The sequence below is a fragment of the Corallococcus sp. AB018 genome (assembly GCF_003986945.1).
Lineage (GTDB): Bacteria > Myxococcota > Myxococcia > Myxococcales > Myxococcaceae > Corallococcus > Corallococcus exiguus.
Genome location: NZ_RAWR01000017.1, coordinates 1 through 12,330, shown reverse-complemented (window position 1 = coordinate 12,330; position 12,330 = coordinate 1). Strand labels below are relative to the sequence as shown.

Genomic DNA, 12,330 nt, shown 5'->3' with positions numbered 1-12,330 from the left:
TGAGGTTGAAGGTCCTGATGGATCCGCGCGAGGAGGGCTGGCCCAGCATGGACCTGGTGGGCGAAGCGCTCGTCGAGGGACTGGCGGCGTTTCCCGCCGAGGTCGGCGTCACTCCCGTGCGTCCGTCCATTCCCCACGCCGTGCGCGCCCTGCCCCGCGTGGGAAGCCGCAAGGCCGCCTTCAACGCGGACCGACTGCTCACCCGCTTCGGCCTCTATCCCGCGCGATTGCTGCGTGAGCGAATCGGCCACGATGCGTTCCACGTCGTGGACCACACCTACGCGCAGCTCGTCCACGCGCTGCCCGCGGAGCGTACCGGCGTCTTCTGCCATGACCTGGACGCGTTCCGCTCCGTCCTGGAGCCCCACCGCGAACCGCGCCCCACGTGGTTCCGCCTGATGGCGAGAGCCACGCTCAAGGGCCTGGAGCGCGCGGCCATCGTCTTCCACAGCACGCAGCAAGTCCGCGACGAACTGCTCGCGCATGGCGTGGTGCCTCCCGAGCGATTGGTGTGGGCGCCCTACGGAGTCTCGCCGGAGTACCGGCTCGACCCCGTTCCCGGAGACGCCAGCGAAGCCGTACTCGCACCGCTGAAGGGCCGGCCGTACCTGCTGCACGTGGGCAGTGCCATCCGCCGCAAGCGGCTGGACGTGCTCTTCGACGTCTTCGCCGCGCTGCGCGCCCGGCATCCGGACCTCATGCTGGTGCAGCAGGGCGGCGAACTGGACGCGGCTCAACAGGCACAGGTGGCGCGGCTCGGCTTGAAGGACGCGCTGCTGCAACCACCCCGGCAGGAGCGGGCCACGCTCGCGGGACTGTACCGGCGTGCCCGCGCGGTGCTGGTGCCCAGTGACGCGGAGGGCTTCGGCCTGCCTGTCATCGAAGCATTGGCGTGTGGTGTCCCCGTGGTGGCCAGCGACCTGCCGGTGCTGCGCGAAGTGGGCGCCGACGCCTGCACGTACTGCCCGGTGGGCGACGTGGCCGCATGGTCGGAGACGGTAGACGCCCTGCTCACGGGTCGCGTGCCCGCCCCATCCGCGGAGACGCGGCATGCACGGGCCGTACGCTTCACGTGGAGCGCCCATGCGCGCACCGTGTTGGACGCGTATCTGCATCGCCTTGACCGCCCCGGGCGGGTCTGATTCGGTCGCGTCCGCGTGCGGATCCTGTTCCTCAATCCCGTGGGAATCCTGGGCGGTGCCGAGCGCGCGCTCGTGGATCTCCTCGCGTGCCTGCGCACGCTGGAGCCCGGCCTTTCGCCGCACCTCATCGCAGGTACGGACGGGCCGCTGGTGGAGACAGCCCGAGGGCTCGGCGTGGAGACCCAGGTGCTCGCCCTGCCCGACCGCCTGTCCGCGCTCGGGGACAGTGGTCTGCGGGAGCAGGGTCGCGCGGGTCTCTTTCGCTTCGCGCGTGAGATTGCCCCGACGCCCCTGCTGCTGACCCGCTACGGCCTCGACCTGCGGCGCGCGGTGCGTGACGCGGCGCCGGACCTGCTGCACTCCAATGGCATCAAGACCCACCTGCTGAGCGCGGCCACCACCGGACTTCCGATTCCGCGCGTGTGGCACGTGCACGACTTCCTCGGCGAGCGGCCGCTGGTTCGACGCGCGCTCTCCGGCCTGCATCCGCTGGCCTCGGCCGCCATCGCGAACTCGCAGGCCGTCGGCGACGACGCGCGCACGGTGCTCGGGAAGGTGCCCGTGCACGTCGTGCCCAACGGCGTGGACGTGGAGCGGTTCTCTCCGGCCGCCGGTGACGGCGCGCACCTGGATGCACTGGCCGGACTGCCGCCCGCGCCTCCGGGCACGCTGCGCGTGGGGCTCGTGGCCACGTACGCGCGTTGGAAGGGACACGACGTCTTCCTGGAGGCCGCGGCCCTGCTGACGCGTCAGGCACCGTCCCTGCCCGTGCGCTTCTACCTCGTGGGCGCGCCGCTCTACCGCACGGCCGGCTCGCAATTCACCGACGCGGAGCTGCGCGAACAAGTGGAGCGCCACGGCCTCACGGGTCGCGTGGGCTTCGTGCCCTTCCAGCCCGAGCCCGCCCGCGTCTACCGGGCCCTGGACGTCTTCGTGCACGCGAGCACCCGCCGCGAGCCCTTCGGCCTCACCATCGCGGAGGCGCTCGCCTGCGGCCGGGCCGCCGTCATCTCGAAGTCGAGCGGCGCCGCCGAAGCGCTGCGGGATGGCGAGGACGTGCTGGCCATCGAACCCGGCGACGCGAACACGCTCGCGGCGGCCCTGCGCCGGCTGCTGGAGGACGAAGCCTTGCGAGACACCCTGGCCCGCGCGGCCCGCCACACCGCCGTACGCCGCTTCTCCCGTGAGCGCTACGCCCGGGACATCCTCGCCGTGTATCGGAGCCTCGTCCCCACGCGAGGGCATTCATGATGCGTCCCCGGAAGCTCGTCACCGTCTCGCACTCCTACGTCGTCACCCTCAACCGGCGGCTGGCCAACGAGATGGCCCGCGTGGGCGCCGGCCGCTGGGACGTCACCGCCGTGGCGCCGAAGTCCTTTCACGGGGACCTGAGCCCGCTGGTGCTCCAGCGCGACCCTCACGAGGCCGTGAACCTGGAGGGCGTGCCCGCGTACTTCAGCCGCTCGCTGCACGGCTTCGTCTACGGACCGGAGGTGCACGCGCACCTGTCGCGAGGCGCGGACCTGGTGCACTTGTGGGAGGAGCCCTACGTGCTCTCCGGCCTGGAGGTGGCGCTGATGACGCCCGCCCACGTGCCGCTCGTCTTCTGCACATTCCAGAACCTGACCAAGCGCTATCCCCCGCCCTTCGCGCAAGCCGAGCGCTTCGTCCTGCGCCGGGCCGCGGGGTGGATCGCCTGGGGCCAGACGGTGCACGACAACCTCCTCGCGCGGCCCGGCTATGAGCAGCGCCCCTCGCGCTTCATCCCCGTGGGCGTGGACGTGGAGCACTTCCGTCCGGATCCGGAGGCGGGCCGCGCCTTCCGCGAGCGCCTGGGCTGGACGTCCGAAGGGCCGCCCGTGGTGGGCTATCTGGGCCGCTTCGTGCCGGAGAAGGGCCTGCGGCTCCTGATGGATGCACTCAACAGGACGACCACGCCCTGGCGAGCCCTCTTCGTCGGCGGAGGCCCCCTGGAGGTGGACCTGCGCGCGTGGGCGCAGCGCCACGGAGACCGCGTGCGCATCGTCACCGGCGTGAAGCACGCGGAGGTGCCTCGCGCGCTCAACGCCATGGACGTGCTCTGCGCGCCCAGCCAGACGACGCCCGCGTGGAAGGAACAGTTTGGCCGCATGCTCGCGGAGGCCTTCGCGTGTGGCGTGCCCGTGTTCGCCAGCGACTCCGGAGAGATTCCGCACACCGTGGGCGATGCCGGGCGCATCCTGCCGGAGTCGTACGGCGGTGCCTGGATCACCGCGCTAGAGGAGCTGCTGGAGAGCCCCGCTCAACGTCAGGAACTGTCCACACGAGGCCGCGAGCGAGCCGTGTCCCGCTTCGCCTGGCCGGTGGTCGCGAAGGCGCACCTCGACTTCTTCGAGCAGGTGCTCGAGCGCAAAGCCTGAAGCTTCACGCCTCCAGCCGAGCCACCACCGCCGCCGCCATCGCGTCCCACGTCCAGGCCCGCAGCTCCGATGACAGCGCGGCCACGGCGGGCATCCAGTCCCCACCCCGGGCCCGCCATTCCTCCAGGCGCCGCACCAGCTCGCCCGAATCCTCCGGGTCGTCCAGCAGCAGCCCCTGGAGCGAAGACGGGAAGCGCTCCGCCACGCCCGCCGAGCGGCTCACCAGCGCGGGGATGCCCACGCACAGCGCTTCGTGCACGCCCAGGCCATAGGACTCGTAGCGCGTGGGGGAGACCAGCAGGTCCGCGGCCGCCATCAGGCGGGGCACGTCGTCGCGGAAGCCCAGGAAGCGGATCCGCTCGCCCAGGCCCTGCTCACGCGCCGCGCGCTCCCATGATTCCCGCTGCGCACCCGTCCCCACGACGCACAGGTCCATGTCCCACTCGCGTCTCGCGCACAGCCGCGCCCACGCATGGAAGAGCGTGTCGAAGCCCTTGCGCCGGTCCCCCAGCGCGCCCACGAACAGCGCCACCCGCCGTTCTTGAGACCAGCCCAGCGACGCCCGCGCCTCACGACGGAGAACAGGCGTCGTGGACGGGAAGCGCGTCGGATCACCGCCCAGGTACACGACATGGACGCGGGATGCCTCCACGCCCGTGGCGGTCAGCAGGTCCTGCCGCGTGCGCTCCGAGTTCGCCAGGATGATCCGCGCCCGGCGCAACGCGCGTTGCTCGCTGCGCAGGTGCATCCGGTGGCTCACGTGGCCCTTCAGCCTGCGCAGCGGACTGCCGGCGGGCTCGGGCGCGTGCGCGGCGTGGACGTAGTGGACCCAGTTCGCGGCGGGCACCTCGCAGTTGCCGCCGTTGGCCACCACCTGGCCCCCCTGGGCCAGCGTGCGCGCCGCCCAGAAGCGCCCTACGGCGTCGAGCAACGGCTCGCCCAGCAGGTACGCGTTCGCGGGCTTGGGCACGCGGACGAAGTGCACGTTGGGGTAGCGCAGGAGCGAATCCTCCACCCGGTGCGCCACCAGCCGCACGGGGCCACCCTGGCGCGCGAGCCAATCCGCCAGCGCGAGGTTCGCGCGGTCCATGCCTCCGGTGGAGACGAAGTCACCGGCGATGAGGGTGTAGGGCCGCATTCCGGTTCCAGTACGCACTGAAGAAGGCCGCGTTGAGCAGCCAGAACTCCATCCCCATCTGGCTCATGAAGAACTGGTAGCTGAAGGTCTGCGCGAGCGCGCCCAGGTCATACGCGAAGAGCAGGCTGCCCCAGAGCCAGAACTCGCCCGCCGAGTCATCGCGGCGCCGCGCCACCTGGAAGCCCCACCCCAGCGTCACCAGCAGCGCGAGCGGATAGCAGACGAGCCCCAGCCATCCACCGTCATAGGCCCACGCCGTCCACTGGATTTCAGCCCACAGCGGAGGACTCTCGCGGTCGAGGTTGTCGCCGAAGTAGGCGTTGGCCATGCCATAGCGCCCCAGGCCCGCGCCCAGGGGGAACTCCGGGAGCACCTGGTCGAAGGTCTCGTCGAGGAAGCGGCCGCGGTTGGATTGATACACCTGCGAGGGGTCGGAGGCCGTGAGCGTGCTCCAGCGCGAGAGCACCGCGTCGCCACCGACCGCGACGGCCCAGCCGAAGGCCACCACCGCGAAGCCACCCACGACCGCGGCCAATGCCACGAGCCGCACCCACCGGCCGCTCACGGTGAGCACCAGCGCCATGGCCGCCATGCATACAATCAGCGTCACCGCCGCGACGCGCACCTGTCCCAGGTAGAGGCAGATGAGCCCGATGCCGATACCCGCCGCGCCCAGCACCTTCCGGGACATGCCCTGACGGCTGAGCAGGAACGCGCCGCCCAGCAGCACCGAATAGAAGGCGCCGGTGGCGGCTCCGCCCGGGACATCCGTCAGCCCCATGGGACGGAACACGCGCGCGCCGCTCGCGGTCTCGAACTGGAGGCTGCGCACGTAGCCCTCGCCCTGGCTTTCGACCATGGCGGACAGGGCGGGCTGGAAGCGTCCGGGGAAGGTCACCTGCAGGACGCCCAACGAGGCGCTCGCCATGTTGAACAGGAAGAGCAGCAGGACGACGCGTCCGAACATCCTCGCGTCGATGCGCAGGCGGCTCGCCCAGAACAGAGGCGCGAACACGGAGATCTGGATGCCCAGTTGCGCGGCCGCCGCCAGCGGGGTGTTGGTGCCGGGGTGGAAGAAGTTCAGCGCGGTGAGCCCCGCCGAGGCGAGCAGGAAGGGCATCGCCGGGTGCTTGAGGCGCGGACCCTTCACCAGCACCAGCAGCGCCAGGCTCGTGCCAAACGACAGGATGCGGAACACCACGCGCGCCGGCGCCAGCGCATCCATCAGCAGCGCGAGCTGGCAGACGAAGAGCAGCACGATGAACACCACCACCACGTGGCCCGAACCGAGCAGCCCCGGAGACGCCGCCGCCGGAGTCGGCACGGCCTGCGTTGTCGCGGGTTGGGGCGCGCGGCGCACGTAACGCCGATGCAGCACACCGGGCCCCTGGAGCTGGGGACGAGGACTCGCGCCACTCATGCGGCGGCCTTCCGGGCCACGGAGCGCACTGCATCCTCCAGCGCCGTCAGGAAGGCATCCGGTGCGCTCAGCGCCTTCGCGCGAGCGGGGCCACCACGGCCCAGCTTCCGTCGAGCCGCTTCATCTTCGATGAGTCCGCGCAGCGCCTGGGCCAGGACCTCCGGCTTCGGAGGCACGAGCACGCCGCAGGACGCATCGACGATCTCCAGCGGTCCACCCAACGCGGTGGTGACCACGGGAAGCCCGGCGTAGAGCGCCTCCACGAACGCCAGGCCAAACGGCTCCGGCCCGGTGTTGGGCTGACAGTGCACCTCCGCCGCGCGCAGCAAGCGAGGCACATCCGAGCGCTGTCCCAGGAACCGCACGCGGTCCCCAAGGCCCAGGGCCAAGGCCTGGGCCTTCAAGCCCGCTTCGTAGGCGATTTCCTCCGGGCGCTGCGCACCACCAGCGAACCACGCCTTCCAGCGAGGCACCTGGCGCAGCCGGCCCAGCGCTTCGAGCAGCAGCCGCTGCCCCTTCCACTCCTGCATGCGGCTGGCATGGACGATGACGACATCCATCGGATCCGCGCCCAGCTCACCGCGGAGCGACGTGCGCTCGGAAGCCATGAGGTCCGGGCCACCGTCCTGAACAGGTGGATGGAGCAAGCGCCACTGCGTGCGCGGATACACGCTCGGAAGCGTGCTCGCGGTGTAGCGGCTGTTGCACAGCGCCAGGTCCGGAGAGGTGACGCGAGCCCAGCGCTCCACCCAGTGCGAACCCGACAGTGCGTCGTGCTGGAAGAAGAGCAACGGAACACCGGCCGTGCGCACCACCGGCCCGAAGATGGCTTGAGGCCACGCCGCGTGACACACCACCGCGTCGAACGCCTCCCGCCGGAGCAGCGCCATCAGCGAGCGTCGAGCCTCCCAGACCCGCCAGGGGCGACTCACCTTCGCCGGTCCCAGCAACGTCAGCGGCGCGCCCGCCGCGCGAAGCTCCTCCGCGATGCGTCCCTCGAAGCAGAGCGCGAACGCATGCACCGAGCCGCCCGCCCGGTCCGCGCTCGCGAGCGCCAGCGTGCGCAGCAACGTCTCGACGCCGCCGTAGAGGTTTCCGCTGGAGACATGCAGCACGCGAAGCGGCGCACCACCCGACGCATGCGAGGAGCGACCTCCGCCCTCCGCGGGACCGTCACGATGAGACGCGCGCGTTCCGTGCATGCGCGGACCTTCAGCGCCCGCCCGCGACGTGCCGGACGGAGGCATCGCTCTTCTCCTCCGCCACCGGCTGCCGTCCGAGCGCCTCCGCGTACAACTCCAGGCTGCGCGACGCCATCACGTCATGGGCGAACTCCGCCCGCGCACGCTCCTGCGCCCCACGCGACAGCCGCTCGCGCAGGCCCGGCTCCTCCACCAACCGGCGCGCCGCCGCCGCCAGCGCTTGCGCATCACCGACGGGCACCGTGAGCCCGGTGCGCTCGTGCAGGCTCACCCACGCCACACCCGAGTCCGGCACGGCGGTGTTGAGCACGGGCAATCCACTCGCCAGCGCCTCCACCTGCGACAGGCCATACGCCTCGCTGCGCGCGTTGCTCGGGAACCACAGCGCCGTCGCGGCCCGGTACGCGCCCGTCAGCGCCTCCGGCGACAGGTAGCCCGCCCACGTCACCCGGTCCTCGATGCCCAACGCCTTCGCCCGCGCGCGGCCCTCCTCCGCCAGCGGCCCCTCGCCCACGATGACCAGCCGCCCCGGCGCGTGCACCAGCGCCTCCAGCGCCGTGAACAATCCCTTGTAGTAGACGAGCCGCCCCACCATCAGCCACAGCGGCCCGCCCGCCGCCTCCGCCGTCCAGCGCGCCTGCGCCTCGCGCGCTTCCGCGGAAGGTGGCCGCAGGTACGACTCCAGCTCGATGCCCAGCGGCAGTACGCGCACCTTCGACTTGAACGTCGACAGCAGCGACGAGCCTCGCACGTACGCGTCACTCGTGGCCAAGAGCCGCGCCGCGCGCGAGTACAGCATCCACTCGAAGGGACGGAACAGCGCGCCCGCGACCTTCTGCCGGATGATGTCGCTCTGGTGCGTCACCACCACCGCCGGCAGACGCGGCACCGCGTCCAGCGCCAGCACCATGCTCGGGTTGGGCACGTGCAGGTGCACCACATCCACGCCCCGCGCCAGCGCCCTCCTGAGCACGAACGGCAGCGACGGCATCACGTCCATGCGCGCCACGGACGCGAGCCGCCCCAGGCGAATCACGCGCACCGGACCGTCCCACTCCTCACGCGTGGGACTGCGCCCGTGGAACTCGTGGCTCGTCCCGGTGCCGTCCACGGAATGGTTCGCGCACAGCACCTCCACCTGCGCGCCCAGCGACGCCTGCGCGCGCGCCAGCGTTCGCACGTGCGCCTCCATGCCGCCGGAGGCCGGAGGGTAGAACTTCCCCAGGTGCAGCACCCGCAGGCCCGCGCCCCTCACGACGGCGCCACCCCGCCCTTGGGCTCGTCCTGCGTCGGGCCATAGCCCTGGTAGCCCAGGTACGTGTCGCCGTAGCGCGGCTGCCGCAGGTCCACGTCGTTGAGGATGGCGCCGAACATCCGTGCCTGCACGTCCGCCAACGAGCGCAGCGCGCGCTTCGCGGCGCTCCGGTCCGTCCGGCCCGCCTTGAGCACCATCACCACGCCGTCCGCCTGCGTGGCCAGCACCGCCGCGTCCACGACGGCATTGAGCGGCGGGCTGTCCAGGATGATGCGGTCGAACTTCTCCCCCGCGGTGCGCAGCAGTTCCTTGAAGGCACGCGTGTGCAGCAGCTCCGCGGGGTTCGGCGGCAGCGGGCCACACGGCAGCACGAAGAGGTTGGGCACCTCCGTGCTCTTCACCGCCTTGTCCAGCGAACCCTCGCCCACCACCAGCGAGCTGATGCCCAGGTCGTTGGGCACGCCGAACGCGCGGTGCAGCCGGGGCCGGCGCATGTCCGTGTCCAGCAGCAGCACGCGGTTGCCGCTCTGGGCCATGGCCACGCCCAGGTTGATGCACGTGGTGGACTTGCCCTCCTGCGGGCCGCTGGACGTCACCACCAGCGTCTTGCAGGGATGATCCGGCGACATGAACAGCAGATTGGTGCGCACCGCGCGGCAGCACTCCGCCACCGCCGAGCGCGGCGCGCGGTGCACGTACAGGTCGCGGTCGCCCGGCGCCTTCGTGGCCTCCATGCGCGGCACCACGCCCAGGAACGCCAGGCCCAGCACGTCCTCCACGTCCGCCTGCGACGCGACGCTGTTCTCCAGCATCTCCAGGAACAGCGCCACGCCCAGCCCCAGGAGCAGCCCCATCACCCAGCCGACCATCAGGTTGCGCCGCGTGTGCGGCCGCACCGGCACCATCGCCGGCTGCGCGGGGTCCAGCACGCGCACGTTGCTCGTGCGCAGCAAGCCCGACAGCTCGATGTCCTTCAGCCGCTTGAGCACCAGCTCATAGAGCCGCTGGTTGTTGTCCGACTCGCGCTGCAGCCGTCCGTACTCGATGGCCTTCTTGTTCACCTGGAAGGCCTCGGCCTTGGTCTCGTCCAGGAGCTTGTTGAGGTTCTTCTCCTCGCCCTGCGCCTCCGCCAGCTGCGTCTCCGCCGAGCGCACCACGTTGCTCAGGCTCTTGAGCAGGTCCGCGCGCACGACGTCCAGCTTGCGGTTGCACTCCAGCAGCTTCGGGTGCTCCGGCAGGTAGCGCTCGGTCAGCTCCGCGCATGCGGCCTTCTGTTCGCCGTAGCGCGATTTGAGATCCTGGATGGGACCGTCCTTCGCGCCGGGCACCGCCTCCGCCCACGTCTCGTCGTTGCCCGCGTCCCTGCGCAGCCGGTGGATGGCGTCCACGCGCGCCTGCTGCGCCGCGATGCGCGTGCGCACCTCGGTGAGCTTCAGGTTGTAGGAGTTGATCCGCTCGCTGACGATGGACAGCCGCGACTCCAGCGACGTGGACAGCATGTCCGCGTCCTTCTTCAGGTCGTAGACGGCCATCTCGCCGGCCTTGGACTGACGGCCCAGCTCATCCAGGCGCCCCTCCAGCCACGTGCGCGCCTCCTCCGTGGTGCGCAGCTTCAGCGCCAGGTTCTCCGCCATGTACGCGGCGGCCACCTCGTTGGAGAGCAGCGCCGCGCGCGCGGGATCCACGTCCTCCACGCCAATGTTCATCACCCGCGAGTCCTTGCCGGGCACCACCTGGATGCGCGAGCGCAACAACCCCACCGGGTCCGCGTCTTCCAGCGCCTTCGCGCGCTCCGCCGGATCCTGGTTCGCCGGCAGGCCCAGGAAGGACGCGTCCTTCGACAGCCCCAGCCGGTCCACCACACGGCTGGCCACCGCGCGCGAGGTGATGATCTCGCTCTGCGTGGCGTAGTACTCCTTGTTGAACCAGTAGTTGCTGCGCTCCTCCCCCATCACCTCCTTCACCTCGCCGTCGAGGATGCGCGGCGCGGTGACGTCGATGATGAGCGAGGTGCTGGACGCGTAGATGCGCGGCTGCCGCAGCGTCCACGCCGCGGTGAGCGCGGTGACGCCCAACGCCACCCCGAGCATCACCCACCGCCGGCGCCACACGCCCCGCACCCGGTGCATCACGCTCGCGGACGCCGCGCCGGGCGCCCCACCGGCCGGGTCCAACACCGTTCCTTCCACGTCGCGTCTCTCCGGAAGTGGCTGCCGCGGGCGGTCTCCACCGGCCCGAACTCATCCGGACCCGACCTGCACCCACATCGCGCTGGGGGAATAACGTCCGGAGCGTGCAACGGGCGGGGCGGGTTGTCCATCCAACCGACGTCGCCTGGATGCCCCCCATCCATCCGCGCCGGTCCGCGAACGCGCACCCCGGGGGGTCCTGTGGTAGTGAGCGGCGCAATGGTTCCTGCGCTTTCCGTCGTCCTGCCCTTCAACCCCGCCACCGCCGCCGCCGCCGCCCGGTTCGCCCACGCGCTGGCCGGCCAGGCCCAGGTCGTGCTCGCGGGTGAAGGGCCGGTGGACGTCACGCCCGGTCCCAACGTCCACGTCCTCGCGGCCCAGGGCGGCAAGGGAGCGGCCATCCGCGCCGCGCTGCCCCACGTCACCGGCGCCCACACGGTGCTCCAGGATCCAGACGCCGCCTACTCGCCCGACACCTACGACGCCCTGGTGCAGCCCCTGCGTGACGACACCGCGGACGGCGTCTTCGGCCGGCGCCCCGGCATGTCGCCGGAGATGGTGGCCGAGCGCGCGCTGGGCGGCATCACCCGCTTCGTCACCGACGTGGCGCTGACGGATCCGCTCACCGGCCTGCGCGCCTTCCGCACGGAGGCGCTGCGCTCCATCCAGCTCACCAGCGACGACGACGCGGTGGACGCGGAGCTGGTGGTGAAGCTGGCCGCGCAGCTCTTCCGGCTCACCGAGGTGTCCCTGCCGCCGCTGCAGGCCGTGCCGCGCCGCTCGGCCTCCGCGCACCTGGCCCGCCTGCGCACGCTGGTGCGCTACGCCACCGTGCGCGACGACGCGGACAACCAGCACGAGGGCTACTCCACCCTGGAGCGCATGGACGGCGCCACCCACTACAACCAGTGGCTGGGCCGCCGCTTCCGCGAACACATGGGCCGGCGCGTGCTGGAGATTGGCGCCGGCATCGGCACCATCACCCGCGAGTTGGAGGCCGGCGCGGAGCACCTGGTCGCGCTGGAGGTGGAGCGCTTCTACGTGGACCGCCTGAAGAACCTCTTCCGCGGCAAGCCCCACGTGCGCCCCTACCTGTCCGACGTGGCGCTCGCGGACTGGGAGTCGCTGAAGGCGGAGAACCTGGACACCATCGTGCTGTCCAACGTGCTGGAGCACATCCCGGACGACGCGTCCGCGGTGCGCCGCTTCCGCCAGATTCTCCAGCCGGACGGCCGCGTGCTCATCCTCGTGCCGGCGCTGCCGCAGCTGTTCGGCGCCATCGACGAGGCCGTGGGCCACTACCGCCGCTACACGCCGGAGACCCTGCGCGCGGTGCTGCAGGAGAACGGCTTCCGCGTGGACACGCTGGAGTGGATGAACCTCGTCGGCCTGCCGGGCTGGTTCGTCAACAGCCGCCTCCTGCGCCGCCGCGCGGTGCCCAAGCTCCAGCTCAAGCTCTACGACACGCTGGCGCCCCTGCTCGCCCAGGCCGAGCAACAGGTGAGGCTGCCCGTGGGCATGAGCCTGTTCGCCGTCGCCCGCGCCGTCTGATGCCCGCGTGAGCGCCGAAGCCCACCCCACCTCC

General features: G+C 71.5%; 9 protein-coding genes. 4 read left to right on the top strand and 5 right to left on the bottom strand.

Annotated elements, in window-relative coordinates:
- Nucleotides 1-17 precede the first annotated feature (17 nt).
- From D7Y11_RS06000 to D7Y11_RS05990, 3 genes are read left to right on the top strand one after another with little or no spacing between them, the layout of a single operon-like run.
- Entirely contained in the window at nucleotides 18-1,142 is a 1,125-nt protein-coding gene (locus D7Y11_RS06000) for a glycosyltransferase family 1 protein (RefSeq protein WP_126933246.1), read from the top strand.
- 15 nt (nucleotides 1,143-1,157) lie between these two features.
- Complete coding sequence (locus tag D7Y11_RS05995) at nucleotides 1,158-2,393, top strand: glycosyltransferase family 4 protein (RefSeq protein ID WP_126933229.1); 1,236 nt, start codon at nucleotides 1,158-1,160, stop codon at nucleotides 2,391-2,393.
- Nucleotides 2,390-3,541, top strand: coding sequence for a glycosyltransferase family 4 protein (locus tag D7Y11_RS05990; RefSeq protein ID WP_126933228.1), 1,152 nt, complete (start codon nucleotides 2,390-2,392; stop codon nucleotides 3,539-3,541). The genes D7Y11_RS05995 and D7Y11_RS05990 overlap by 4 nt, the downstream gene beginning before the upstream one ends.
- 4 nt (nucleotides 3,542-3,545) lie before the next feature.
- Here D7Y11_RS05990 and D7Y11_RS05985 read toward each other — a convergent pair whose 3' ends face one another.
- Genes D7Y11_RS05985 through D7Y11_RS05965 form a run of 5 tightly spaced genes read right to left on the bottom strand, consistent with a single transcriptional unit; the run spans nucleotide 3,546 to nucleotide 10,745 of the window.
- Nucleotides 3,546-4,631, bottom strand: a complete 1,086-nt coding sequence (locus D7Y11_RS05985; RefSeq protein ID WP_126933245.1) for a glycosyltransferase family 4 protein — start codon at nucleotides 4,629-4,631, stop codon at nucleotides 3,546-3,548.
- 19 nt (nucleotides 4,632-4,650) lie between these two features.
- On the bottom strand, nucleotides 4,651-6,099 hold the full coding sequence (locus D7Y11_RS05980) for an O-antigen ligase (RefSeq protein WP_126933227.1): 1,449 nt from the start codon (nucleotides 6,097-6,099) through the stop codon (nucleotides 4,651-4,653).
- Entirely contained in the window at nucleotides 6,096-7,301 is a 1,206-nt protein-coding gene (locus D7Y11_RS05975; RefSeq protein WP_199753692.1) for a glycosyltransferase family 4 protein, read from the bottom strand. The genes D7Y11_RS05980 and D7Y11_RS05975 overlap by 4 nt, the downstream gene beginning before the upstream one ends.
- A gap of 10 nt (nucleotides 7,302-7,311) precedes the next feature.
- Entirely contained in the window at nucleotides 7,312-8,493 is a 1,182-nt protein-coding gene (locus D7Y11_RS05970; protein ID WP_306770418.1) for a glycosyltransferase, read from the bottom strand.
- 59 nt (nucleotides 8,494-8,552) lie between these two features.
- Nucleotides 8,553-10,745: a polysaccharide biosynthesis tyrosine autokinase gene (locus D7Y11_RS05965; protein WP_120576812.1), complete on the bottom strand. Its 2,193-nt coding sequence runs from the start codon at nucleotides 10,743-10,745 to the stop codon at nucleotides 8,553-8,555.
- Between the two features lie 219 nt (nucleotides 10,746-10,964).
- Here D7Y11_RS05965 and D7Y11_RS05960 point away from each other — a divergent pair, with 219 nt between their 5' ends.
- A complete protein-coding gene (locus tag D7Y11_RS05960) occupies nucleotides 10,965-12,296 on the top strand; it encodes a bifunctional glycosyltransferase/class I SAM-dependent methyltransferase (RefSeq protein ID WP_121752315.1) in 1,332 nt (443 codons plus the stop codon).
- Nucleotides 12,297-12,330 lie beyond the last annotated feature (34 nt).